This is a genomic window from Clostridium hydrogeniformans DSM 21757 (assembly GCF_000686705.1).
GTDB lineage: Bacteria > Bacillota > Clostridia > Clostridiales > Clostridiaceae > Clostridium_Z > Clostridium_Z hydrogeniformans.
Genome location: NZ_JMLJ01000015.1, coordinates 36,422 through 62,032 on the forward strand (window position 1 = coordinate 36,422; position 25,611 = coordinate 62,032).

The 25,611-nt window shown below is 29.7% G+C and carries 20 protein-coding genes and 1 tRNA gene; 11 read left to right on the forward strand and 10 right to left on the reverse strand.

The genetic code is table 11. From position 1 onward, the window contains the following. Nucleotides 1-97 precede the first annotated feature (97 nt). Together BR69_RS0109725 and BR69_RS0109730 are read right to left on the reverse strand one after the other, a co-directional pair. Nucleotides 98-1,339 (reverse strand): HlyC/CorC family transporter, encoded by a 1,242-nt coding sequence (locus BR69_RS0109725; RefSeq protein ID WP_027633025.1) that lies wholly within the window; start codon nt 1,337-1,339, stop codon nt 98-100. A 393-nt stretch (nt 1,340-1,732) separates the two neighbouring features. Beyond that, nucleotides 1,733-1,807: transfer RNA gene (locus BR69_RS0109730), tRNA-Arg, on the reverse strand. A gap of 180 nt (nt 1,808-1,987) precedes the next feature. Here BR69_RS0109730 and BR69_RS0109735 point away from each other — a divergent pair. The 3 genes from BR69_RS0109735 (at nt 1,988) to BR69_RS0109745 (ending at nt 5,959) form a co-directional block, all read left to right on the forward strand. Continuing rightward, on the forward strand, nt 1,988-3,385 hold the full coding sequence (locus tag BR69_RS0109735) for a pyruvate carboxylase subunit B (RefSeq protein WP_423219676.1): 1,398 nt from the start codon (nt 1,988-1,990) through the stop codon (nt 3,383-3,385). A gap of 398 nt (nt 3,386-3,783) precedes the next feature. Beyond that, nucleotides 3,784-4,107: a phasin family protein gene (locus tag BR69_RS0109740; RefSeq protein ID WP_242840679.1), complete on the forward strand. Its 324-nt coding sequence runs from the start codon at nt 3,784-3,786 to the stop codon at nt 4,105-4,107. A gap of 256 nt (nt 4,108-4,363) precedes the next feature. Then, nucleotides 4,364-5,959 carry an ABC1 kinase family protein gene (locus BR69_RS0109745; protein WP_027633028.1) on the forward strand — a complete coding sequence of 532 codons (1,596 nt, stop codon included), beginning with the start codon at nt 4,364-4,366 and terminating at the stop codon, nt 5,957-5,959. Nucleotides 5,960-6,255: 296 nt separating this feature from the next. Here BR69_RS0109745 and BR69_RS0109750 read toward each other — a convergent pair whose 3' ends face one another. Further along, the gene (locus BR69_RS0109750) at nt 6,256-8,709 is read right to left on the reverse strand and encodes a YhgE/Pip domain-containing protein (protein WP_027633029.1); all 2,454 of its coding nucleotides are present in this window, start codon (nt 8,707-8,709) and stop codon (nt 6,256-6,258) included. A 150-nt stretch (nt 8,710-8,859) separates the two neighbouring features. Continuing rightward, on the reverse strand, nt 8,860-9,426 hold the full coding sequence (locus tag BR69_RS0109755; RefSeq protein WP_027633030.1) for a TetR/AcrR family transcriptional regulator: 567 nt from the start codon (nt 9,424-9,426) through the stop codon (nt 8,860-8,862). A 446-nt stretch (nt 9,427-9,872) separates the two neighbouring features. Here BR69_RS0109755 and BR69_RS0109760 point away from each other — a divergent pair, with 446 nt between their 5' ends. Further along, nucleotides 9,873-10,763, forward strand: coding sequence for a phosphatidylserine decarboxylase (locus BR69_RS0109760; RefSeq protein ID WP_027633031.1), 891 nt, complete (start codon nt 9,873-9,875; stop codon nt 10,761-10,763). Nucleotides 10,764-10,810: 47 nt separating this feature from the next. Here BR69_RS0109760 and BR69_RS0109765 read toward each other — a convergent pair whose 3' ends face one another. After that, entirely contained in the window at nt 10,811-11,185 is a 375-nt protein-coding gene (locus BR69_RS0109765) for a zinc ribbon domain-containing protein (RefSeq protein ID WP_027633032.1), read from the reverse strand. Nucleotides 11,186-11,335: 150 nt separating this feature from the next. On the opposite strand from BR69_RS0109765, the gene BR69_RS0109770 reads away from it, so the two are divergent. Beyond that, nucleotides 11,336-12,094 (forward strand): (S)-benzoin forming benzil reductase, encoded by a 759-nt coding sequence (locus BR69_RS0109770; protein WP_027633033.1) that lies wholly within the window; start codon nt 11,336-11,338, stop codon nt 12,092-12,094. A 208-nt stretch (nt 12,095-12,302) separates the two neighbouring features. Here BR69_RS0109770 and asd read toward each other — a convergent pair whose 3' ends face one another. Continuing rightward, entirely contained in the window at nt 12,303-13,397 is a 1,095-nt protein-coding gene (gene asd / locus BR69_RS0109775) for an aspartate-semialdehyde dehydrogenase (RefSeq protein WP_027633034.1), read from the reverse strand. Nucleotides 13,398-13,803: 406 nt separating this feature from the next. On the opposite strand from asd, the gene BR69_RS0109780 reads away from it, so the two are divergent. Then, nucleotides 13,804-14,670, forward strand: a complete 867-nt coding sequence (locus BR69_RS0109780; RefSeq protein ID WP_027633035.1) for an AraC family transcriptional regulator — start codon at nt 13,804-13,806, stop codon at nt 14,668-14,670. A 332-nt stretch (nt 14,671-15,002) separates the two neighbouring features. Here BR69_RS0109780 and BR69_RS0109785 read toward each other — a convergent pair whose 3' ends face one another. Both BR69_RS0109785 and BR69_RS0109790 read right to left on the reverse strand, forming a co-directional pair. Continuing rightward, nucleotides 15,003-16,115: a DUF4179 domain-containing protein gene (locus BR69_RS0109785; RefSeq protein WP_027633036.1), complete on the reverse strand. Its 1,113-nt coding sequence runs from the start codon at nt 16,113-16,115 to the stop codon at nt 15,003-15,005. Nucleotides 16,116-16,117: 2 nt separating this feature from the next. Beyond that, entirely contained in the window at nt 16,118-16,654 is a 537-nt protein-coding gene (locus BR69_RS0109790; protein WP_027633037.1) for an RNA polymerase sigma factor, read from the reverse strand. A 221-nt stretch (nt 16,655-16,875) separates the two neighbouring features. On the opposite strand from BR69_RS0109790, the gene BR69_RS0109795 reads away from it, so the two are divergent. The 5 genes from BR69_RS0109795 to BR69_RS0109815 all read left to right on the forward strand — a co-directional run bounded on the left by BR69_RS0109795 (nt 16,876) and on the right by BR69_RS0109815 (nt 24,290). Then, a complete protein-coding gene (locus BR69_RS0109795) occupies nt 16,876-17,904 on the forward strand; it encodes an ABC transporter substrate-binding protein (protein WP_027633038.1) in 1,029 nt (342 codons plus the stop codon). Nucleotides 17,905-18,008: 104 nt separating this feature from the next. After that, on the forward strand, nt 18,009-19,667 hold the full coding sequence (locus BR69_RS0109800; RefSeq protein ID WP_027633039.1) for an ABC transporter permease: 1,659 nt from the start codon (nt 18,009-18,011) through the stop codon (nt 19,665-19,667). A 53-nt stretch (nt 19,668-19,720) separates the two neighbouring features. After that, entirely contained in the window at nt 19,721-20,782 is a 1,062-nt protein-coding gene (locus tag BR69_RS0109805) for an ABC transporter ATP-binding protein (protein WP_034849666.1), read from the forward strand. Between the two features lie 228 nt (nt 20,783-21,010). Continuing rightward, nucleotides 21,011-22,708 (forward strand): sensor histidine kinase, encoded by a 1,698-nt coding sequence (locus BR69_RS0109810; protein WP_027633041.1) that lies wholly within the window; start codon nt 21,011-21,013, stop codon nt 22,706-22,708. Nucleotides 22,709-22,733: 25 nt separating this feature from the next. Next, complete coding sequence (locus tag BR69_RS0109815) at nt 22,734-24,290, forward strand: response regulator transcription factor (RefSeq protein WP_027633042.1); 1,557 nt, start codon at nt 22,734-22,736, stop codon at nt 24,288-24,290. A gap of 77 nt (nt 24,291-24,367) precedes the next feature. On the opposite strand, the gene BR69_RS0109820 is transcribed toward BR69_RS0109815, so the two are convergent. Both BR69_RS0109820 and BR69_RS0109825 read right to left on the reverse strand, forming a co-directional pair. Continuing rightward, a complete protein-coding gene (locus tag BR69_RS0109820; RefSeq protein WP_027633043.1) occupies nt 24,368-24,649 on the reverse strand; it encodes a hypothetical protein in 282 nt (93 codons plus the stop codon). 114 nt (nt 24,650-24,763) lie between these two features. Beyond that, nucleotides 24,764-25,435: a manganese catalase family protein gene (locus tag BR69_RS0109825; protein ID WP_027633044.1), complete on the reverse strand. Its 672-nt coding sequence runs from the start codon at nt 25,433-25,435 to the stop codon at nt 24,764-24,766. Nucleotides 25,436-25,611: the final 176 nt, after the last annotated feature.

Consider the following 25,611-nt stretch of genomic DNA (forward strand, 5'->3'; position numbering starts at 1 on the left):
CCTCAAAAAACTAAACTTTATCTATACAAAAATACTAACCCTACTTTTTAACAAAATGAAGTTTAAGGAAAAAAGACCATAATCAAAATTATGGTCTTTAAGTATAAACTCTAACTTTTTTTACTCTGTTTTTATCAAGCTCTTCTATTATAAACTTGATGTGTTGATATTCAATAGTCTCCCCCATTTCTGGAAATCTACCGAGCTGTCCAATGATGAATCCTCCTATAGAATCAAATTCTTCTGACTCTATATTTGTTCCTATAAGTTCATTAAAGTCATCTATTCTAGCATTACCTAGAACCACATATTCATCTTCTTTAATTACTTCTATTTCTTTATCTTCATCATGGTCATATTCATCTTCTATTTCACCTACTATTTCCTCTACCAAGTCTTCCATAGTAACTATACCAACTGTTCCACCGTATTCATCTAAAACAACAGCCATATAAGCTCTATTCTTTTGCATGTCTCTAAATAAATCCATTATTTTCTTAAATTCATAAGTATAATAAGGTTCTCTCATGCTAGACTCTATAGAGAATTTTTCAGCCTCATCTAATATAAGTAAGTCCTTTACATTTAAAATTCCAACTATATCATCAATGGTTTCCTTATAAACAGGAATCCTTGAAAATTGCTCTCTTTTAATTAATTCCATAACTTCTTCATAGGTAGAATCTATTTCTATGGCCTCTATATCAACTCTTTGTACCATAACATCCTTTACCTGAAGATCTCCAAATTCAAAAACATTATAAATCATCTCTTTTTCTTGTACTTCAAGTACACCTTCTTCCTCTCCAACCTCTACCATAGTCTTAAGCTCATCTTGAGTTATAAATGGTTGATTCTTTGAGGCATCTCCACCTAGAAGCTTTATAAATGGAGCTGAAATATAAGTAAATACTATAACTACAGGTTTTAATATAGTTACCACTATAGATATTATATTAACTACCTTTAAAGATATTTTTTCTGAGTTTTGTGCTGCCAAAGACTTTGGAGTTATTTCTCCAAATATAAGCACAAGAACAGTCATTATCCCTGTTGCCATAGCTACCCCTTCATTGCCAAAGGTATCTATTGCTATAGATGTAGCTAAAGCTGAAGCTCCAATATTTACTACGTTATTCCCAATTAGTATACTTCCTAATAATTTATTAGGATTTTCTATAAGTTTTTCTATTTTATCCGCACCCTTAATTCCTTCCTCTACCATATGCTTTATTCTTATCTTGCTTAGAGTCATTAAAGCTGTTTCTGCTGATGAGAAAAAAGCAGACATAAGTAAAAGAACTGCTAAAAGAATTATTTGCCACGTGCCAGGTTCCAAAAGTACCACTCTCCTAAAGTATATATTAATTTTGTGAAATGTCTTGAATATAACAAGACCATAATAAATTATATCATATCTTTTAATCACTTATTATATCCACTAATGGTTTACAGAGGATGTTTCACCCCTAAAAATGCCACTAGATAAGAATAGAGTTATTTTTTATTATAAGACTTGTCTTCTCTTTTATTTATTCAATATTTCACACTATTTTTCATGTTTATATGAACATTATATTTTCTAGATATAGTTTTCATGTATTTTAAATGTATTATTTTTAAAAATTTTTTAGTAAATTTCCATAGTTATAAAATACCCTTATTATTAAAATACTATAACAATATAGTTCTTCATAATAAAAAAAGTTCCTAATTTAAAATAATTAGGAACTGGTACCCTCAGCCGGGATCGAACCAGCATTTATCCCTTAGGAGGGGATTGTTCTATCCATTGAACTATGAAGGCATGTATGTAAAATTATTACATAGAACATTTTAATTCAATTATATGAATTTGTCAATGGTTATAATATTAAAATGATTTGCAACTTTTGTTACTTTTTTCTGAAAAATAATAGATTTATTGCATTTTATTTGTTAAAATGATTTTAAGTAATAGTTTACAGACCACAATTTTATCTATGAGGTGATTTTATTGAAAAAAATAAATATTACAGAAACTGTACTTAGGGATGCTCAGCAATCCTTAATAGCTACAAGACTACCTTTTGATGACTTTGCGCCAATTCTTCATGAATTAGATAATGCAGGATATCATTCACTAGAGTGTTGGGGTGGAGCTACCTTTGATTCCTGTATTCGTTACCTTAATGAAGATCCATGGGAAAGATTAAGAAAAATTAAGATGATATGCAAAAAAACACCTCTTCAAATGCTATTAAGAGGACAAAATATATTAGGATATAAGCACTATCCAGATGACGTTGTTAGAAACTTTGTTAAGCTATCTTCTTATAACGGTATGGATATATTTAGAGTATTCGATGCATTAAATGACTATAGAAACATTGAAGTAGCCATGGATGAGGTTAAAAAGCAAGGATCTCATGCTCAAGGTACTATAGTATATACAGTTAGCCCTATCCATGACATGGATAATTATGTTAATTTAGCAAAACAACTTGAAAACATGGGTGCTGACTCTATATGTATAAAAGACATGGCAGGACTTATTATGCCTCAAACTGCTTATGACTTAGTTAAGAGTATTAAGGAAACTGTGAAATTACCTGTTTACCTACACTCTCATTCAACTAATGGTTTAGCAGAAATGTCTTATTTAAAAGCAGTTGAAGCTGGAGTTGATGGCATAGATACTGCAATATCTTCCCTATCTTCTGGTACTGCTCAACCACCTACAGAATCTATGCACTTTGCTTTAAAGGCAAGCGGATTTGATTCTGGACTTAATGCTAAGTCACTAAAAACAATAAATGATTTCTTTAAGCCTGTAAGAGAAAGTTTCATAAAGAGTGGAGTTCTTGATCCTAAGGTATTAACTCCTCAACCTGAAGCTTTAACTTACCAAATACCTGGTGGAATGCTTTCAAACATGATATCTCAGCTTAAGGCTCAAAATGCCATAGACAAGCTAGATGAGGTTTTAAATGAAATTCCAAAGGTTAGAGAAGATTTAGGTTTCCCTCCACTTGTTACTCCTATGAGCCAAATGGTAGGAACACAAGCTACAGTTAACATACTAACTGGTGAAAGCTATAAAATGATATTGAAAGAAGTAAAATCCTATTGTAGAGGAGAGTATGGTAAGGCTCCTGGAGATATAAACCCTGAGGTGTCTAAGAAAGCATTAGGTGAAGATACTCCTATAACAGGAAGATTTGCTGATACCTTATCTCCAATATTTGAGGATACTAAAAAAGAACTTAAAGATATAACAACAAAGGATGAAGATGTTTTATCTTATATTCTATTCCCTCAAATAGCTGAGGATTTTATTAAAAATAAGAAAAACTCTCCTTCTGTAGAAGAAGCAAGAGAAAATAATGCTGGAGCAGTTATATAACACATAGGCTTGCCTATGTGTTTTTTCTTTTTTAAGTGGCTATAATAGTATAAAGATAAAAAACAAAATAACCCTTAAATTAACTCTTCTAAAGGTTAACTTATCAGTTCACTTTAAAATTATATATCTATAATATAATAACCTGTTCTTTTAATTAAACCTAAAAGCAACCAAAATTTATAATTTAAAATTATAAATTTCTAAAATCAAGAGATTATAATAAGTACTAACTATACTAATCAGCTTAACTTTTAATAATATTTTCATTATAGTATAATACTACTATAATATCTTATAAATAGAGTTAATCTAAACTTATAGGTAAAGGTTAATACCTATAAGTTTAGGTTAACTTATATAAGAATCCGTAGCTATTCTAATATAGGAGGTTTTTGATTATGGAAGATTTAAAGAAAATATTACTTGCTGGTATTGGTTCAATAGCCTATACCTATGAAAAATCCTCAAAGGTTATAGAAGACCTTGTTCAAAAAGGTAAGTTATCCATTGAAGAAGGTAAAGAACTTTCATCAGAACTTAAGAAAAATATTAAAAATTCTTCTGATGAAATATCTGAAAAAGTTATACCTCTTACAAAAAAGGAGTTATATATACTTTTAGAAGATATGCAATTTGCATCAAAACTTCAGGTTCAAGAACTAAAAAATGAAATTTCTAGCCTAGAAGAAAGAATAAAACTTCTTGAGGAAAAATTAAAGTAATTAAAGTATGGCTGTCTTATTATCTTAGGGCAGCCATTAATATATGGTAGTATTTGCTTAATTAATATATAATTTAAGTTAATCCATAATTAAACCTTAAAATATAGGGTTTTAATATAAGTCCCTATTGATAGGGTATGTAATTAATGTGTTATAAATATTAATTAAATATATTATTACTTACCATAACAGTATAATATATTTAATTAGTATTTATGAATCATGTAAGATTATGATTATTTGTATAGGAGGATGTATGTATAGTAGATATCACAAACGGTTCAAAGAAATAGTTAAGGTTTTTACAAACTATGGATTCAGCTTTATCGTAGACTTAAAACTTAAAAAGAAGAATCCTTCTGCTGAGAATTTACGTAAAGCTTTTGAAGATCTTGGACCTACCTTTGTTAAGATAGGACAAATTTTAAGTACACGTTCTGACCTTATTCCTAAAGAATACATAGATGAACTTAGAAAGCTTCAAGACAACGTATCCCCTATCAGTTTTGAGGAAATAGATGAAGTATTTAGAGATGAATTTAATAAATCCATAGATGACTCATTTCTTAAATTTAATAAAACTCCACTAGCATCAGCCTCCATATCTCAAGTTCATAGTGCTACTCTTATGGATGGCAGAGAGGTTATAGTTAAAGTTCAGCGTCCCCATGTTAAAGAGAAGATGGAAGTTGATATACATATTATTAAGAAAATTTTAAAGTTTGCTAAGAATAGATTTGCTTCTTCCCCTATAGATCCCTATGATGCTATAGATGAAATATGGGAAGCTTCTAAAGAAGAACTAGACTTTGATATAGAGATAAGTAATATAAAAACCTTCTCTAAGCTTAATAAAAATGTAGCTTTTATATACACTCCTTATGTAGTAGAAGAATTAAGTAGCTCTAAGGTGTTAACATTAGAAAGCATTAATGGAATAAAAATAGATAATATAAGTTCTTTAAAAGAAGCGGACTATGATTTAGAAGATATTGCTAAGAAGTTAGCTATTGGTTTCTTAAAGCAAGTATTCAAGGACGGCTTTTTTCATGGGGATCCTCACCCCGGAAATATTCTTATTAAAGATACTAAAATATGCTTTATTGATTTTGGAATTATGGGGAATCTCTCTGATAGCTTACGTGAAGCCTTAAATGATGCCATAGTAGCTCTAGCTCTTCAGGATATAAATAAGCTTATTAATGTCTTTTTATCCATAGGTATTAGAAAAGGCTATGTAGATAAAAACTCCCTTTATGAGGATATGAAATATATATTTGACAGCTATCTATCCTCTTCAATATCAAACATTAAGATTTCTTTAGTTCTAGAGGATATATTTAATCTTGTTAAAAAACATAATGTTCAACTGCCTAAGGATTTAACCTTAGTTATGAAAAGTCTAGTACTTCTTGAGAGTACTATCTCCTTATTAGCCCCTAATCTTAAAATATTAGATATTGCAATACCCTATGTAAAAAACAACTCTAATATTTTATCTAAGTTATCGGTTAATGAATTAAGCTTAAAAGGCTATAGTTTTATAAAGGAAAGCTTAAAAATTCCAAACAAACTAGTTGATATTAGTGATGCTATATTAAGTGGTAGAACTAAAATTCAAATGGATCATAAAAACTTAGAAAAACCAATAAATTCATTAAACAAAATGGTTAATAGAATGGTATTTGGCCTTGTGGTATCCTCTATGATTGTAGGCTCTTGCCTTATATTAAATTCTAATGCTGGCCCTCAAATGTATGGAATATCAATAGTAGGGGTGGTAGGTTTTGGTCTTTCTGCTATATTTGGAATTTGGCTTTTAATATCAATCCTTAAATCAGGTCTTATGTAAAGTATCTATAAAATATAATTTACTTAACTTTGAGTATGAATTCCAGATAAATTATATCTGAACTAATATAGTGACTTTAAACTCCTTGTTCCCAGTATTAGACCAAATGGAGTCTTATAATTTCAAAGTCTAGAGATAAAAATATAATTATAGAGTATCTAAATAAAAAGAAAACACTATGAAAATCAATAATATTAATTTTCATAGTGTTTTCCTTTTGAAATTATATTTTAGATGTTAAATTATAAATATATTAAATGTATGTCTATATTAGACTACAAATAATTTAGTAGGCGTTAAATAGATATCTCTTCTTTTTTATTTCTTACTCTTTCTTGTAATTTATCTGCATGACCTTTCATTATTATAGATATAGATATAAATACTACCATTGTTACTGCTAAAACTATAAAATCTTTAGTAAGAACAGAATAATCCACCCCTGAAATAAGTTCTCTAAGTCCAGATACTGCATAGGTAAATGGCATAAATGGATTAAGAACCTTAAAGAACTCAGGAACAACCTCTAATGGGAAAGTTCCTGCACATGCAGTTAATTGAAGTACTAATAGTACTATAGACAATAACCTTCCTGCTTCTCCAAGTAAGTATATAAAGCATTGAATTATGGCTATAAACACGAAAGATAAGAATACATTAAATAAAATATATAAAGGTAAATTAGCTGGTTTTAATCCTAGGAATAAAACCACTACGCTCGTTAATACCGCCTGCATTACTCCTATATATCCATAGGATAAAAATTTACCTAATACTATAGAACCTGGTTTTGCATCCTCTACCCCTTCTACCTTATCAGTTATTATAAAGAACATCATAAGAGCTCCTATCCATAAAGATAATGGTATAAAATAAGGTGCGAATCCTGTACCATAGTCTGGAACTGCATCAAACTTAGTTTCATCCATCTTAACTGGTTCTGAAACAAATTTTCCCATGGTTTCACTGTCATTTTTTAAATTGTCTTTTAACTTTTCAGATCCCTCTCCTAATTTATCACTTAACTCTTTAGAGCCATCATATAGCTTAGTCACTCCGTCACTTAATTCTGGAATCTTGCCATTTAATTCTCCAAGCCCATTACTTAAGGCATTAGACCCGTCATATAACTTAGCTACACCTTCACCTAAAGCTGGAACATTTCCTGAAAGCTCTGAAAGTCCTCCATCTAATTTTTTAGAACCATCATATAACTTATTAGTAGAATCTACTACCTTAGGCATGTTTCCATCTATTTTCTCAAGTCCTTGTGCAAAGGTATCCTTAAGTCCACTATTTAAACCCTTTACTCCTAAGTTTAAATCCTTAGCACCTTTGTGAAGAACAGTAAGTCCTCCTGTAAAATTACCAGCTCCTTGAGAGAATTTCTTAGCCCCTTCGGAGTATAATGTTGCCCCTTCAGCAAAGCCCGTAGATCCTTTTATAAAGCCATCTATACCATTTCCGAAGCTACCTACTCCTTGTTCTAAATCGTGAGCTCCCTTCTTTAAAGAAGCTATATTCTGTTCACTTCCCTTAGATTCTTGCTTTATGTCTTCTAAATCCTTTAAAAACTTTTGCATATTGGGATCCTTCATAGCCTCTGGGTTTGCAGCTAAATATTTCTTTAAATTACTTTCAACTGAATTTTGAAGTTTCCCTTGGGTCTTCATAGATCCATCTATTAATGAATCTACTCCCTTAGCTACTTGATTAGATCCTTCTTTTAAACTACCTATACCAGCTTTAAGAGTCTTCTCTCCCGCCTTTAATTTACCAGCTCCCTCTTGTAAGTTAGCTGCGTTTTGGCTTAAACTTTCTGCTCCCTCTCCTAATGGCTTAGAAGCTTGAACAGCTTGTCCTAATCCATTTGCTAAATTATTAGATCCTTCTTCTAATTTAGAAGCACCAGGTAATACTGAACTTTTAAATCCATTATTTAAATCTTTAATTCCACCAGCAACTGGGTTAATAGCTTCACTTCTATATTTATCTAAAGAAGTAGATAATGTTCCACTTCCCTCTTTTAATTGATTAACTCCCCCTGCTAATGTCGGAATCTTAGAGTTTAATTCTCCAAGTCCATCTTTTAACTTTCCTGAACCGTCATGTAACTTCTCTACTCCATCACTTAACTCTGGAACTTTACTATTTAATGTATCAAGGCCATCTGCAAGCTCTTTACTTCCATCTGCTGCCTTTTCCATTCCATCCTTAAGTTCATACATCTTATCAAACACTACTTCTGTATATTGTTTTGTTATATTCCTGCTTATCTCTCCTTTTAATTCTACAAGAACCTTTCCATTAATTTGTGCTGCTAAAAAGTTTCTCTTTTCATTAGCTGTATAAAGTATCTTAGGTTCCTTAGGAGCTCCATCCTTTGCACTCATTACCTCTTCTGAAAAGTTTTCAGGTATTACAAATGCTGCATAGTAATCCTTTCCTTCAACTCCATTTTTGGCTTCTTCATAGGATACGAATTTCCATCCAATTACTGAATTCTCCTTAAGCTTATCCTCTACATCTTTTCCAGCATTAAAATTTTCTCCATCCTTTATAGCACCTTTGTCCATATTTACAACTGCAACTGGAAGCTCACTTAGTTTACTATATGGGTCCCAGAACGCTGCAAGATAAAGAAGACTGTACAATAGTGGTACTATTATAATTGCTATTACTGATATTCTAATGAATCTGTTTTTAAATGTACTGCTTATATCTTGCTTTGCAATCTTTAAAAAGCTCATGGGCCATCCCCCTTTTCTATATTTAATTGTTATTACATCCCCTTATCTTTTGTACTGACTAGTCGGTTCATAATATATATATACCTCTTTTTGAAATTAGTGTCAATAAAAAAAATAAAGTCTAGGTTTTTTTAACCTAAACTTTACAAACTAAACCTGTATTCCTTTTAAAACATATCCCATTAAACTATCTATAAGCCCATCAATATCTGCGTCTTTAGAATTTATCAATTCATAAATAGCAGCAGAACACAAAGTTCCAAAGAAGGTATATGCCATGAATTTACTATCTCCCTTTTTCACAATTCCATGTTCCATAGCTTCCTCAAGATATCCTTCTATTATTTCTAAATATCCCTGTAGAAGTTTTCTAAGCTCTAATTGTCTAAGTTCTTGTCCCCATACTTGACTCATAATTACCTTAAAAAAATCTTTATTTTCATAAACAAGCTGCAATTGAATTTTAACCATGGTTCTCATTTTTAATAAGATATTCTCTTCTGCATCTGCCGCACTCTTTACCTCATCTTTTATAAGATCCATCCCTTCACTCATTATATAATTAAAAATCTCTTCCTTACTTTTAAAGTGGTAATATAAAGTCCCCTTAGCAACCCCTGCTGCTAATGCTATATCATCCATAGTAGCCCCACTATATCCACAATTTGAAAAAACTTTTATTGCAGACTGGAATATAGCTTTTTTTGTTTTGTTCATAATTAATCACTCCAAGTTATAATGTAAATCCATCTTAATAATACTCTAAGTTTACTACACATACAATAATAAATATTTCTTATGCCGAATTTTCTGTATAGTTGCACTAAAAAGTTTATAATTTGTATTATATGATTATTATAGGTTAAAATATATACGTTAATGCTTTATAATAATAATATATATATGATTCAATGAACTTTCCTTACTTGGAATAGCTGCTACTGCAATGCTTACATAGCATAGAACGAATCTTCCTTCAGGTGGTGTTCTTTCCACCACCTGAAGGTTAGATGAGTTAATCTAGGGGCGTAGCAACTGTAACACCCCCACCTTACACGCGGATGGGGTGTTACAGTTGGTAGCCATCAGATAAATGTAGTTTTATTAATGAAGCATATATATTAATTTTAAAAATAGATTCTTGATTAAGTGAGGGATTTTTTATGATAAAAGTGTATAATAGAAAAACTAAAAATTATGATATAGAGAAAGTAGCTGGAGAAAAATATTTAACATGGAACTATTCATCACCTATGGGTATGAATCTTCTTGAATTGTTTATTAAGAGAAAATTCTTTTCAAAAATATATGGTTCATATTGTGATACAAAATTTAGTTCAAAAAAAATATCTAAGTTTGTTAGCGACTTAGATATAGACATGTCTATTGCACAATCTAAAGAAGAAGATTTTAAATCCTTCAATGAATTTTTTATAAGAAAATTAAAATCTGATGCTAGACCTATAGATACTACTCCTGGAGTTTTAACCTCTCCAGCTGATGGAAGACTAAGTGTGTTTACAAACATAGATCTTCAAAATATAGTCCAAGTTAAAGGATTTACATATAGCTTAGAGGAGCTTATAGGAGATGAAAAAATAGCTAAACAATATGAAAATGGAACATGTATGGTGGTACGATTATGTCCTACTGATTATCACAGACTACATTTTATAGATGATGGAGTCTGTTCTGAATCAAGAGAAATAAATGGTCATTATTATTCTGTTAACCCTATTGCCCTTGAGAAAGTTCCAAAGCTTTTCTGCCAAAATAAAAGGGAATGGAGTATATTACATTCTAATAACTTTGATGATGTAATAGTTATGGAGGTAGGTGCTACCTGTGTTGGTACTATAATTCAAACCTATACACCTAACTCACAAGTAACAAAAGGGGATGAAAAAGGGTACTTTAAGTTTGGAGGCTCTACAACTATATTATTCTTTAAGGAAAATACCTTAAAATTAGATGATGACATATTAGAACAAGCAAGACTTGGATTTGAAACTCATATTTTAATGGGAGAAAGAATCGGGGTCAAGGCTAACTAAATTAAAGTTTAAATTTAAGCACATAGAATATTTATTTTAAAAAATAATTATTCTATGTGCTTACCACAATACGGACAATAAGTATACTTACTTTCAAGTACACCTCCGCAGCTACTACAAAGATTATCTCCTAACTTATGCTTCTCTATATCAATTAAGTCCCAATAAGTTAGAGTATCTATTTTTCCTTCTTCTATAGCCTTTCCTTTTTCCTTATACACTTCATAAAGTATATTACAATTTGGACAATATCCATAATATTTTTCTCCCCAAGAATGTAGGGTAATAAAAAATATATGAAAATAGCTATAGGTTTTTATTAAGGATATACTAGATGTGGTGCAATGTCTACACACACAATCTCTGAATTCTTTTATTAACTTTTCCTTTTGTCCTACTCCTAAAATACCTACAAAAAACAATATAATACTTCCCTTCTTTATGTATAATATATATTTTATCATATATTTTTTAAATATTCTTACATATTATTATGAACTTAATTAATATCTTATATATTTAATCCATTATATGTTATTATATTTTTATAATAATTTAAGGGGGTTATAAATTTGAAATATTTAATACTAACTGGTGTATCAAAGGGTGTTGGGGAAGGAATTGTTAGAAGCTTTGGTGCTTTAAAAAACGTTAAAATACTAGGTATTTCTAGAAGTTCTAATGAAATTCTAAAAAAAGAGTTTTCTGATAAACTAAACTTCTTTAACTATGACTTAAAAGATATTGAAAACATCTCTTGTTTAATGGATAAGATTTTTTCAAATATCAATCTAAATGATAATGATGAGATATATCTTATAAATAATGCAGGGGTAATATATCCTTCCATGCCAGCATGTAAACTAAATGCTAATGAAGTTGCTACACATCTTAATATAAACCTTATATCTCCTATGATGATTTGTAAGGAGTTTATTAATAGAACTGCTTCTTTTAGTGGAGTTAAAAGAATACTTAATATCTCCTCTGGTGCTGCTGTAGGTCCTGTATTTGGCTGGAGTACATATGCAGCTAGTAAAAGTGGATTAGACATGTTTTCTAAAGTTCTTCACTTAGAAGAAAATGAAAAAAATAGCGGTGTTGAAGTTATGGTATTATATCCTGGAATAATAGATACTAATCTTCAAGAAGAAATAAGAAGCTTAGATAAAGATAATTTTTCATCTATTGAGAAATTCAAATCCTTTAAAGAAGAAGGACAACTTCTTTCTAAGGAATTAGTTGGGGAAACTATATGTAATCTAATACAAGGTGAAGGCTTTAAACCTGGTGAGGTTGTTAGAATAACAGAATACTTAGAGACTAAGTAACCTTAATTAAGAATAAAAAAGTCATGGATATGCTTTTATAGTATATCCATGACTTTCCTTATTTAACTTTAATATTAAAATATAAGCTTTAGTTTTAGTATTATATAGTATCTATAAATTAAGCATTAACTTATAGATGGTTCAATTTCCTAAAACTTTGAACATTTAAGAAAGTTAAAACTTAATGTAAATTAAGCCTTTTTTTATTTTAAAGCCCTTCCTTGGAAACTATATATCCTTCCTTAGCTAAAAGTTCAGCTGTAAGAACAGAACCACCAGCTGCTCCTCTTAGTGTGTTGTGAGAAAGACATACAAACTTATAATCGAATATAACATCTTCTCTTAATCTACCAATTGTTATACCCATTCCTTTTTCTATATCTCTATCTAATTTTGTTTGAGGTCTATTATCCTCTTCAAAATAAGTTAAAAATTGCTCTGGAGCATTAGGAAGTTCTAATACCTGAGGTCTTCCTTTGAATTTTTTCCAATGCTCTAATATTTCTTCCTTTGATGGCTTATTTTCAAAGGATACAAATACAGCAGCCATATGACCATCTGAAACTGGTACTCTTATACATTGGGAGCTTATAACAGGTTCCTGCACATGTACTATTTCATTACCTTCTATACGTCCCCAAACCTTTAGTGGTTCTTCTTCACTTTTCTTTTCCTCTCCACCTATAAATGGTATTACGTTGTCTTCCATTTCTGGCCACTCTTTTGGTGTCTTACCACTTCCTGAAATAGCTTGATAAGTAGTTACCAATATCTTTGTTGGCTTAAAGTCCATTAAAGCATTTATAGCTGGTACATAACTTTGTATAGAACAGTTTGGTTTTGCAACTATAAATCCTCTCTCTGTTCCAAGTCTTTTCTTCTGACTTTCAATAATAGCTAAATGGTGATTATTGATTTCTGGAATTATAACTGGTACATCCTTTGTCATTCTATGAGCTGAGTTATTTGAAACTACAGGAGTTTCAGTTTTAGCATACTCTTCTTCAATTTTTCTTATCTCCTCTGCTTGCATATCTACTGCACAGAAAACAAAATCAACTAATGAACTTATCTCCTTAACCTCATTTACATTTTTAACTACCATGTTTTTAACCACTTCTGGCATCTCTATATTAAGTTTCCATTTTCCATTAACTGCATTTTCGTAAGTTTTATTTGCTGATCTTTCACTAGCCGCTAAAACAGCTATTTCAAAGAATGGATGGTTATGAAGTAAAGTTATTAATCTTTGACCAACGAATCCTGTTGCTCCTAATATTCCTACCTTTAATTTTCTTTCCATATCTAAACCTCCGTAATAAACTTTATATAAACATATTAATTTCTTTTCTTACTAAAGAAAACTTATCTTCTGTATAATTAAGCAAAATTTAATAATTTGTTTTTAAAAAGGCCCAGACAAAGTCAGAGCCATAAGTTAAAGTGAATTAGTGTTTTTATCTGATGACTAGTAACTGTAAATCTAAAATCTTACTACAAGGTTTAGAATAACAGTTGCTATGCCTCTAGATTAACTACTCTAACCCTCAGATAGTAGAAATAACACCATCTAAAGGAAGATTTGTTTCTATAATTTTAAGTGTTGTGCTTTAATACTATTATATTAAATATTTTTTGCATAGTATATAGTTAAAAGTGCTAAAAATATTGCAAAAAGTGTTACAATAATATTTAAAGAGGTGTTTATCATGGATATAGATGATGTTTCCTCTACTAATAAAAGAGGATACTTAAATAAAGACTTTCAGCTTTTTCACCTAAAAGATAAATTAAACCAAGAATTCGAACTTCATTATCATGATTTTAAGAAGATTATTATATTAATTTCTGGAAAAGTATCTTATTTAATTGAGGGTAAGTCCTATAAATTAAAACCGTGGGATATCCTCCTTGTTAACAGCTACGAGGTTCATAAACCAATAATAGATAGTAGTGAACCTTACGAAAGATACGTTCTTTGGATAAATTCTGATTTCCTAACCCTTAATAATAAAGATGGCTCTGATCTTTTAAATTGTTTTTCTATATCATCTAAGGAAAAACTTAATCTTTTAAGACCTAATGATACTTGGATTAATGTGTTTGAAAATCTTCTTATGCAGATTGAAACTAATATTAAAAGCAAAGAGGATTTTAGTACAATCTTAGGTAACTCTCTATTTATTCAGTTTATGGTATATATAAATCGTCTATTTGTAAATAAAGAAAACTCGGCTCCATTAAAAGATATAGAGTTTGATAAAACCATTGAAGAAATTCTAAGTTATATAAATAGTAATCTTAATGAAAATCTATCTATAGAGATATTAGCCAATAAATTTTTTATGAGTAAATATTATTTAATGCATAAGTTTAAAAAAGAAACTGGTTATACCCTCCATTCTTATATAACTCAAAAACGTCTTATAATGGCAGCAGATCTTATAAAAAAGGGAATATCCATATCATCAGTATGTGAGGAATGTGGATTTTGTGATTATTCCACCTTTGTTCGTAGTTTCAAAAAACTTTATGGTTTATCACCTAAAAACTTCTATAAGGAATATATAAAATAAGTCCTAGTCTTAGATTAATCTTTTATCATTGTGGGTTTTTTACATAAAAACTTAAAACTGTATATATGGTTTTAACATAAATTCTTAACTTATTCATTAAAAATATCTTTCGTTTATTTTGCTTTGGCAGATGTATAAATTAAGTTTGAAACTTAAAATCCTATAGTATTTTAATATAAATCCCTAACCTATTAATTAAAAATATATTTGATTTATCTTGCTTTAGAAATGTTCATGAATTAACCTTTAAAGTTAATTTCCTATAATATATCTTAAATTAAAGAAGGACTTATCATTAATCTATAACCTAATGATAAGTCTTTCTGTGAATTTTATTGTTTATTTAACCTTATAGTTTCATAAATATACTCATGTGTTTTCTTATCATATCCTACCTGTACCTTTAAATCAAAGTATTCTATATCCTCAAAATAACTACTTTCCATCTTTGCCTCTATATTACTTCCCTCCTCTCTACTGCCATATATATTGTTATATTCATTTCCTTTATTATCTATTAATTTATATGGTTCATAATATCTTATCTCTTCATTATTAGTCTCTTTATTCACCCTAAAGCTTACTTTAGAACTAAAAGGTGCTACACTTAACTTAATGTCTTTTATTAAGTCACTTTCACCTCTAAACATATATTCTTCAAATTTTGTCTTCTCTTCATTAACCTTAAGGGTAACATTCCAATGTCCATTTATATTAATTCTTTTTTTCCCACCGCTATTATTCTTTTGATCACGCCTAATAGCTCCTACCTTATTAGATAATTGTATATTCCTTATATCTAAGTTTATTTCCTTTGGTATCTCCTTTAAATTAACCCCAAATCTATACTCTAATTTAATCTTCCCATTATCTTTAAGGTCATCTAAATTAATGTTATCTTTCATTCCCTTAGATACAACATTTCCCTTATGATATTCTTTATCATATAACGCATCATTATTTCCATAATAAAATACATTATCATTATTATCCTTAAATAATGCTTTTCCAAAGGATATTTTATCAAAATCTTTCCTGTATCTCTTATCTAAGGTTAACTCTAGAAATATCCCTATATTTTCTTTATCTAAAAACATTTTTTCAACCTTCACTTCTATTCCTTTATCCTCATCCCTTTCACTTAGGTTCTGCATAAATCCTCTTTCCTCCGCTTTCTTTAATCCTTTGTCTTCCTTTAACATAGAAAATACAACACTTTCTATATATGCAGAAACAGGATTAGGAGTAGAAAGAACCCCTGTTAATATAACAATAAAAACCACTGAGGCTATTAAATACTTTCTCTTAAAACTTATGTTTTTAGACTTTTTATTCTCTAAATTACTTAATGTATCCTCAAATCTTTCATTAAAGCTCTCTGGAATATCCGTATTACTATTCATTGCAATATTTTTTAATTTATCATCAATATAAGATTCTTTCATACCTACTCCTCCTTAAGCAACAGATATAATTTCTTTCTAGACCTATTAAGCCTCGACTTTACAGTACCTTCTCTAATATCTAAGATACTAGCAATGTCTCTATAGCTCATGTCATCAAAATAAAATAATATAGTAGTAACTCTTAGCTCTTCATCTAAGGAGTTTATAGCCTCATACAAACATATATCCTTATGCTTGTCTTCTATCCCTTCATTATCCATGTATACATTATCTAGTGTTATTATCTTTTTTCTTTTTCTTAGCAAATTATTACTTTCATTTATAACTATTCTAATAATCCAAGTTTTAAACATAGAATTACTTTTAAGACTATCTATGGCTATATAAGCCTTTAATATTGCCTCACTTACTGCATCCTCTACATCCTCTTCTATATTTAGTATGGACTTAGCCACTCTATACATAGACTCCTTATGTTGTCTTATAATTCTTGCAAAGGCATCTTTATCTCCATTCTTTGCCAAGGCAACTTGAAACTCTATAGTATTATCTAATTTTATAACTGATTCCACCTTCATCCCCCTCCCCTAATTAGACATATAACCTATGTAAAATGTTCCCTAAAAATATTATAATGTTAATTTTTTTTACCTTTATGTATAAAATTTTGCTCTATATTATACTCTTTCTTAAATAATACCTTATAATGAAAAACGTATTCATAATATTTAAATCTATTTTCATTATGACTAGGAAGTCATAAAATAATAATCTAAATATATTAGGGGGAGAAAAATAGATGAATAAGAAAAAATTATTAGCTTTAGCTCTTGGAGCTGTAATTACTATGACTGCTTTTGTTGGATGTGGAAGTAAAGATTCCGCAAGCAAAAATGGTGATTTAAAACTTACAATTTACTCTGGTCTTATGGAAGATTACATGGTTAAAGCTGTTAATGAGTTTCAAAAGGAAACAGGAATAAAAACAGAGGCTGTAAGAATGAGCTCTGGTGAAATATTAACTAGAATGAGAGCTGAAAAAGCTAATCCAAAAGCTTCAGTATGGTTCGGTGGTCCTGCAGATGGCTTTATACAAGCTTCTGAGGAAGGTCTTTTAGAAAAATATGAGTCCCCAAGTGCTAAGGATATACTAGATGAATTTAAAGATAAAGATGGTTTCTGGACAGGAATATACGTAGGATACTTAGGTTTTGTATCTAACGAAAAATTATTAAAGGAAAAAGGCATAGAAGCACCTAAGTCTTGGGAAGATTTATTAAAGCCAGAATTTAAGGGACAAGTTTCTACTGCTAACCCTGGTTCTTCTGGAACTGCTTACACAACTTTAGCTACAGTAGTTCAATTAATGGGAGAAGAAAAAGGCTTAGATTACATGAAAAAGCTTAACGGTCAAGTAAAATCTTATGAAAAATCAGGTACTGCTCCTGCTAGACTTGCAGGTCAAGGAGAAGCTATGGTTGGATTAAGTTTCTTACATGATGGTATAAAGTATAGAGAAGAAGGAATGAAGGATCTTGTTATGACTGCTCCAGTAGAAGGAACAGGATATGAGATTGGAGCTGTAGGTGTTATAAAAGACGGTCCAGATCAAGAAGCTGCTAAAAAGTTTGTAGATTGGTGTCTATCTAAAAAAGCTCAAGAACTTGGACAAACAGTTGGTTCTTATCAATTCTTAACTAATAAGGATGCTAATGCTCCTGAAAAAGCTGAAGAATTAAAAGACACAAAACTTATAAAGTACGACTTAGATTGGGCAGGTAAAAACAGAACAGCATTAGTTGAAAAATGGAACAAGTCTATTAAGTAATTAACTTTGAGACCAGAACAACAAATAAGCTTCTGGTCTCTTTTAAGACTTTAAAAGTCAATTTAATATTAACCAAATAACTTTTCTAGGAAGGGAGAAGCAATATGTTAAATAAATCGGACATGAAAAAAATATGGCGTGATCCAATGCTTCTAGTTACAATAACTTTTGTCATATTAACTTTAGCAATATTTATAATTTATCCTTTAATAGCTGTACTTAAGGTTAGTTTCATAGATAACGGTAGTTTTTCACTAGATGCTTATATCAACACTCTAAATGACTCAGAATTTAAATCAGCTTTATGGAATACCTTAATTTTAGGTTTCACCGTTGGTATATTATCTACAATCATAGGATTTATATTTGCCTATGCAGATTCTTATATAAAATCTCACTTTAAGAAAATATTTAAGATAGTATCTATATTACCAATAATATCTCCTCCATTTGTCCTTGCACTATCTTCTATTATATTATTTGGACAATATGGACTTATAACTAGACAAATACTTGGAATACAAGATGCTAGTATATATGGATTTAAGGGTATTGTTATAGTTCAAACTATGACCTTCTTCCCAGTTGCTTATCTTCTTTTAACTGGTTTATTAAAGAAAATAGACCCATCTCTTGAAGAAGCAGCTAGGAATATGGGAGCATCTAGATGGACAACCTTCAAGACTGTAACCCTCCCCCTTATGATACCTGGAATCGCTAATGCATTCTTATTAACTTTCATAGAGTCTGTAGCAGACTTTTCAAACCCAATGGTTATAGGTGGTAACTTCTCTACCCTAGCTACTAAGATATACATGCAAGCCATTGGTAACTATGACATGAAGGGTGGAGCAGCTGTTGCAGTTATATTAATGATTATATCCATACTATTATTCGTTCTTGAAAAATATTGGATTGAAAAGAAATCATATGTTACTGTTACAGGTAAAGCTTCTAGAGAACGTGATGTTATAACTGAAGGCAAGATAGTTTGGCCAATAGATATTTTCTGTTTATTAATATCACTATTTGTATTCTTATTCTATATCCTTATACCTTTAGGTGGATTATTTAAGGTTGTAGGGGTTGATTACTCATTAACACTAGATCACTTTAAATATGTATTTAATCTTGGTCTTAGCTCATTAATAGATACAACCTACCTTGCAGCTATAGCAACACCTATAACTGGAATTTACGGAATGATAATAGCCTTCTTAATTGTAAGAAAGAAATTCCTTGGAAAAGGATTTGTTGAGTTTACTTCATTACTTGCAATGGCAGTACCTGGAACTGTTGTAGGTATAGGTTATTTATCTGCATTTAACTCTAAACCACTTATGTTAACTGGAACTGCTGCTATAATTATAATTTCATTTATTATGAGAAGTGTTCCTGTAGGGGTTAGATCTGGGGTTGCATCCCTTCAACAAATAGATCCAGCTATAGAAGAAGCTGCATCAGATCTTGGAGCTAATACTAGAAAAGTATTTACCTCTATAACTCTACCATTAATTAAACCTGCATTCTTTAGTGGGCTAGTTTATACCTTTGTTAGAAGTATGACTGCTGTAAGTGCAGTAGTATTCTTAGTATCTGCAAGATATAAGCTATTAACTGTTCAAGTTCTTTCTCAAGTAGATACAGGAAGATTCGGAGTTGCCTGTGCCTTTGCAACAGTTTTAATAGTAATTGTTTATATAGCTATATCAATAATGTATTTTGCATTAAGTAAGCTAGGAGTAAGTAAAGAAGAAATTTAAACTTATAAAATATATAATTTAATAATTCACTTTTATAATATGGAGGTATTACTATGTCAAATAAAGGCGTTAATATAAAAAACTTAACTAAAATATATGAAGGTAATAACAACTTTAAAGCAGTTGATAATATATCAGTTGATATTAAACCTGGTGAGTTTGTAACACTACTTGGACCTTCTGGTTGTGGTAAAACTACTACTCTAAGAATGGTAGCAGGCTTTGAGATTCCAACTTCTGGAGATATAGTTCTAGGAGATGAGGTTATAAATAATCTTTCACCAGATAAAAGAGATACATCTATGGTGTTCCAAAGCTACGCTTTATTCCCACACTATAATATCTTTGATAATATAGCTTATGGACTAAAACTTAAGAAATTAGATAAGGAAACTATAAAATCAAAGGTAACTAATATAATAGATCTTGTTGGTCTTAAGGGAATGGAAAATAGATATCCTAATCAATTATCTGGAGGACAACAACAAAGAGTTGCCCTAGCTCGTGCCTTAGTTATGGAGCCTGGAGTTCTTTTATTTGATGAACCCCTATCAAACTTAGATGCAAAGCTTAGAGTATATATGAGAACAGAAATAAGAAAAATACAACAAAAGGTTGGAATAACTGCTATATATGTAACTCATGATCAGTCAGAAGCTATGAGTCTTTCAGATAGAATAATAATAATGAATAAAGGAATTATAGAACAAGTTGGTACTCCTAAAGAGGTTTACTACACTCCAAAAACTAAGTTTGTAGCTGACTTTATCGGAACTGCTAACTTCATAGATGGAGAAATTATAGAAGTAAGTAACGGAAAAGCTAAAATACTTGTAGAAGGTCAAGAACTTACAGTTCCTTATACTGGTGATAAAAAAGCTAAAGACTCTTGTACTATTGTATTAAGACCTGAAGCTGTAGACATCGGAGAAGAAGGTTTACTTGACGGAACTGTTACTCTATCAACCTTCATGGGATCTTACCAGGATTATATAGTAAAAACTAAAAATAGTGAGCTTAAGATTCAGCTTAATAATCCTCAAGGTAAAAAGATTTTTGAAGAAGGTGCTAATGTTAAAGTATCCTTTGATGCTGTTAATGTTCATATAATTTAATATAATTTAAAGACATAAGGTTTTATCCTTATGTCTTTTTTATTTTTGATGTTATAATAATTCTAAAAAGAATTTATATGTTTATTTATAAAAGTTAAAATGTATAGAAAAAATTTCCTATTATTACTATTTGAAAAATGCCTAAATACCCAATAAAATTTTATATTAATAAATCTTTTAACTCTACACTAAAACTTAGAGTAACTTTAACTTAAAGAAAGGATACTTATGTTTAGAAAACGACTTTTTAAAGCATTTATTCTTATAATGGCAATCCCCTTAATATTTATGTTTATATCCTATTATAATACATTAAATTACACAAATTCTGAAAGAAATACTACCTTAAAAAACAACCTGAAGATAGTTAGTAAGTTTGTAGATTCTACTGTGACTACCTTTAGCTCCATGACTAACTATATATCCTTTAATGATGAAATTCAGGAAATTTTATCTACTGAATCTTCCTCTAAAAACTTCGATAAATTTAAGGATACTCAGAAAATATATAAAATAACTAATAGTATATTAGCTACACAACCTTTAGATGTGCCTATACATATTATTGATAAAAATAGAAATAGTAGATTTAGTACTACAGATTACTTAGTTCCCATATATAAGGATGTTCGTGGAAACTTTTTTGATATACTAGATGAAACTGAGGGTAAGAGTCTATCCTATATACATAGAAGGGTTGATGGAAAAGACTCAAGGGATATAGTTATGGCCATGGGTACTCAAATTCGACAAAAGGAAACCGGAGATATCCTTGGATATGTTATAACAGATATATATGATGATTATTTAAATGATCTTATTAAAAACTTTTCCATGTATCCTGAGGACAACATATACATATTAGACAAAAGTGGTTACATAATAACTGATCTTAAAAATAAAAATGAAACTGGATTCAAATTTAATAAAGATGCTCTTGTAAAAATTTTAAGCAGTGATGAAGATTCTTTGTATGCAAATTTAAATAATTCTTATTCAAAAATCCACTTTGCTACCTCACCTTTAACTGGATTTAAAATAGTACAAGTGGTTCCCTTATCATCAATGTATGATAAAATTATAATACTTATATTATCCTTTATTTCTCTTCTTATTATAGGAATATTACTTGGAATATACTGTTCTTATCGTTTATCTAGAAGTATATCAAAGCCTATAAATGAACTAAGTAACCTTATGACTGAAGTAGAAAAAGGGAATAGGCATGTGGTGTTTCCCCTTATAGATGGAAATGATGAAATATCCCATCTTGGAAATAGTTTTAATCAGATGGTTAAAGAAATAAATAAGCTTATAGAAGAGGTTTATGTAAAACAATATTTATTGAAAGAAGCTGAATTTAAATCTCTTAAGGCTCAAGTAAACCCTCATTTTTTATATAATACTTTAGAATCTATAAATTGGATGGCTAAACTTAAGGATTATGACAATGTTTGTAATATGATAACCTGCCTTGGTAACTTTTTAAGATATAGCATTACCAAAAAAAGTGATGTGGTAACAATTTCCGAGGAAATAAGCCAGATAAATAATTACTTAACTATCCAAAAAATACGTTATGGTGATAAATTTAAAGTAAATATAGATATTGACCAAAGTATTTGTAATAAAAATATCTTAAGACTTCTTCTTCAACCTTTAGTTGAAAATGCCATAGTTCATGGAATGGAACAAAAAAGTAAGGACGGAATAATAATTATAAAAGGCTATGTAGATGAGGGAAAGATAATATTCGAGGTCCTAGATAACGGGGTCGGCTTTGGAAATAGTAAGCATAAAGGTGAAGGAATTGGTTTAGATAATGTAAACTCTAGGATTAAAATTCACTACGGAGAAGAATTTGGTCTCTATAAAGAGATCAAAGATAATATGACATGTATAAAAATAATATTAAATTCTAATTAACCTTATTCCACTGGAGGAATATTTTATGATAAAAGTTGTATTTGTAGATGATGAATACTTTGCAAGGGAAGGTATGAAAAAAACTATAGATTGGAAAAGCTTAAACTGTGAATTCTTAAAAGCCTTTGATAATCCTAATGATGCCCTAGAAGAATGTAAAATACTAAAGCCTGATTTAGTAATAACAGACATAAATATGCCTTCTATGAACGGACTTCAAATGGCAGAAAATATATCTGAAAGTCTTCCCTATTGTAAATTTATAATAATCACTGGCTATGATGAGTTTGAATATGCAAAGCAAGCAATAAAGCTTAAAGCAATGGACTTCTTATTAAAGCCGTTAAATCATGATGAGCTTATATCATCTATAAAAAACTCAGTAAAGACTATAAATAAATTAAAGTTCGAAATATCTATTGCAAAAGAAAGAATTCTTTTAGACTCTATGAGAGGTAAAATATCAAATAAGGATTCCATGATTTCCATACTATCCTCTCAAAATATTAATATGAAAAATATAATTATTGTAAGTATAGAGAATGACAACTATGGTAGTATACTAGAAAATGGTCTTGAAGAAGAAATATATACTCATAATAAATTTATAAGAGAATCTTGCTATAAAGCATTTAATATGGAATGTTTTGTTGTAGAATGTCATCAAGATAAACTTGCTCTAATTATTGATATTTCTACAAATTTTGCACTTCTTAATAATAAATTAGAGTATATTCAAAAAAAACTTCTTAATAATCATAATATACATATAACTATGGGAGTATCTAATATAAATACTTTAAGAAATATAAAGGAATCTTATGATGAGAGCAAACTTGCACTAAAAGAAAAACTATACTTAGGAAAAGGTAATATTATTTATTTTAAAGATATACATAATATAAATTCTATAGATAATAATGGATATGAAATTTTAATAAAAAAACAGGAAGAGATTATACTTTTAATAAAGGCAAAAGATAAAGTAAAATTAGAAAAAAGGCTTAAGGATTTATACTTTAATATTTTTAAAACTTATAAAATAGAGGAGCATATTATTAATCAAATAACCCTAAATCTTATTTTCAGAATAAAAACCATGCTTAAGAGCTATAACTTAAATACAGATTTTCTTATAGAAAAAGAAGCTCAAATGTTTAAGGAAGATTCTAAATTGAATACTATAGATGAAGTTTTCTACTCAATGCATTCCATATGTATTGACTCCATAAGATTACTTAAAGAGACGTACATAGAATCAGAAGACACCAGTATCTCTAAAGCAATTGATTATATAAAAGATAATTACAATAAGGACTTGTCCTTATCTAATATTGCAAAGCATGCTTACTTAAGTGAAAGCTATCTAAGTAGAAAAATTAAACAAACCCTTGGTGTCGGCTTTAGTGAATATGTAAATTCTCTTAGGATTGAGAAATCTATAGAACTTTTAAGGGATCCTAATCTTAGGGTATCGGAAATAGCTCTTATGGTTGGATATTCTGACTATAGATATTTTTCTAATATATTTAAAAAGTATACTGGATACTCTCCAAAGGAATTTACTAAAAATAAATTATAGATAAAAAGAGGATGCCTCACTTTCATTGTGAGACTTCCTCTTTTCACTTTATGTCATTATTTAACCAAAATTTTTTCTTAATCCATAGGCTTACTTAACTTAGATAACTCTTCTTTATTATCACAGCAGCTTTTTCTTTTACCCTTTCCAAACATCATTGGTATCATTAAAATCATCATTATTGGACATAAAAATGGTGCTATTACAGAAAGTACTCTACCTGCCTCTGGACTAAACCTCCATATGACTGGTAGAAATCCTATAATAACTATAGGTAATCCACAACAAATAATCATGTGTAACATATGTTTTAAGTTACTATGCTTTTTATTTCCTTCACTATCCTTATGACAATTCATTCTTACCCCTCCACTATCTTTCTTATATAGAAAGCTTTTATATTCTTTATTTACATCTTACATTCCTTATATAAAGAATATATGGAGGATACAATTTTAACTTATTTTATATTTTTATTTTCTTGGATTACTAAAGGAGGTTTCAGTTGGATCAGGAGATTTAAAATATTCTCCTGGAGTTGATAGGTTAAAGTAAAGCTTAGAATCTTCTGTTATACCAAAATCCTTATTAGACCCTGTATCTTTAACCTTATTTAAAGCTTCTCTAAATAAAGCGTTATGAGCTTCTTCTCTTTCTAATAAAAACATTATTGTCTCTTTCACATATTTATCTTCGATTTGACGATATAAATATTCGTAAACTACCTTTGCTCTTTGCTCAGATGCTATATTAGAAAGTAAATCTGCAACTAAATCCCCTGTAACTGTTACATAGTCAGCAGTCCATGGAGCACCAGATGAATTAGTTAATACTGGGGATAACCCTCCTAATACATGAGTTTGTATCACCCCTGCATCAACACTTTTATAATCCACATCATGACCATTTAATAAATTTATAGTTTGTGCAACCATTTCCATATGGCTAAGTTCTTCTGCTGCAATATCAAGAAATAAATCTTTTATTGCTGGATCTTTTATTCTAAAACTTTGAGATAAATACTGCATAGCAGCTTTTAATTCCCCATTTCCACCACCTAGTTGCTCTTGCATCAAAACCGCATACTGAGGATTAGGTTTTTCTACTCTTACTTCTCTTAATAACTTTTTATCATGTTTAAACAAATTTAAGCACCTCCATATTTTATATCCTTAATATCTTCTCTTATAAGATATTATTTATTCTTATTGTTAAAAAAACTATTAACTTTTAATACTAGTTTATCTGATGGCTATAAGCTTTAACATCCATCTTCTAAAGGGTGAGATATAACATTTGCTACGCCCCTAGATTAACTATT

Bases quoted from the DNA above. Each gene is read 5' to 3' on its own strand.
- BR69_RS0109740 (WP_242840679.1), top strand. From the start codon at position 3,784: ATGGAAGATTTAAAGAAAATATTACTTGCTGGTATTGGTTCAATAGCC.
- BR69_RS0109745 (WP_027633028.1), top strand. From the start codon at position 4,364: ATGTATAGTAGATATCACAAACGGTTCAAAGAAATAGTTAAGGTTTTT.
- BR69_RS0109750 (WP_027633029.1), bottom strand. From the start codon at position 8,709: ATGAGCTTTTTAAAGATTGCAAAGCAAGATATAAGCAGTACATTTAAA.
- BR69_RS0109755 (WP_027633030.1), bottom strand. From the start codon at position 9,426: ATGAACAAAACAAAAAAAGCTATATTCCAGTCTGCAATAAAAGTTTTT.
- BR69_RS0109760 (WP_027633031.1), top strand. From the start codon at position 9,873: ATGATAAAAGTGTATAATAGAAAAACTAAAAATTATGATATAGAGAAA.
- asd (WP_027633034.1), bottom strand. From the start codon at position 13,397: ATGGAAAGAAAATTAAAGGTAGGAATATTAGGAGCAACAGGATTCGTT.
- BR69_RS0109780 (WP_027633035.1), top strand. From the start codon at position 13,804: ATGGATATAGATGATGTTTCCTCTACTAATAAAAGAGGATACTTAAAT.
- BR69_RS0109785 (WP_027633036.1), bottom strand. From the start codon at position 16,115: ATGAAAGAATCTTATATTGATGATAAATTAAAAAATATTGCAATGAAT.
- BR69_RS0109790 (WP_027633037.1), bottom strand. From the start codon at position 16,654: ATGAAGGTGGAATCAGTTATAAAATTAGATAATACTATAGAGTTTCAA.
- BR69_RS0109795 (WP_027633038.1), top strand. From the start codon at position 16,876: ATGAATAAGAAAAAATTATTAGCTTTAGCTCTTGGAGCTGTAATTACT.
- BR69_RS0109800 (WP_027633039.1), top strand. From the start codon at position 18,009: ATGTTAAATAAATCGGACATGAAAAAAATATGGCGTGATCCAATGCTT.
- BR69_RS0109805 (WP_034849666.1), top strand. From the start codon at position 19,721: ATGTCAAATAAAGGCGTTAATATAAAAAACTTAACTAAAATATATGAA.
- BR69_RS0109810 (WP_027633041.1), top strand. From the start codon at position 21,011: ATGTTTAGAAAACGACTTTTTAAAGCATTTATTCTTATAATGGCAATC.
- BR69_RS0109815 (WP_027633042.1), top strand. From the start codon at position 22,734: ATGATAAAAGTTGTATTTGTAGATGATGAATACTTTGCAAGGGAAGGT.
- BR69_RS0109820 (WP_027633043.1), bottom strand. From the start codon at position 24,649: ATGAATTGTCATAAGGATAGTGAAGGAAATAAAAAGCATAGTAACTTA.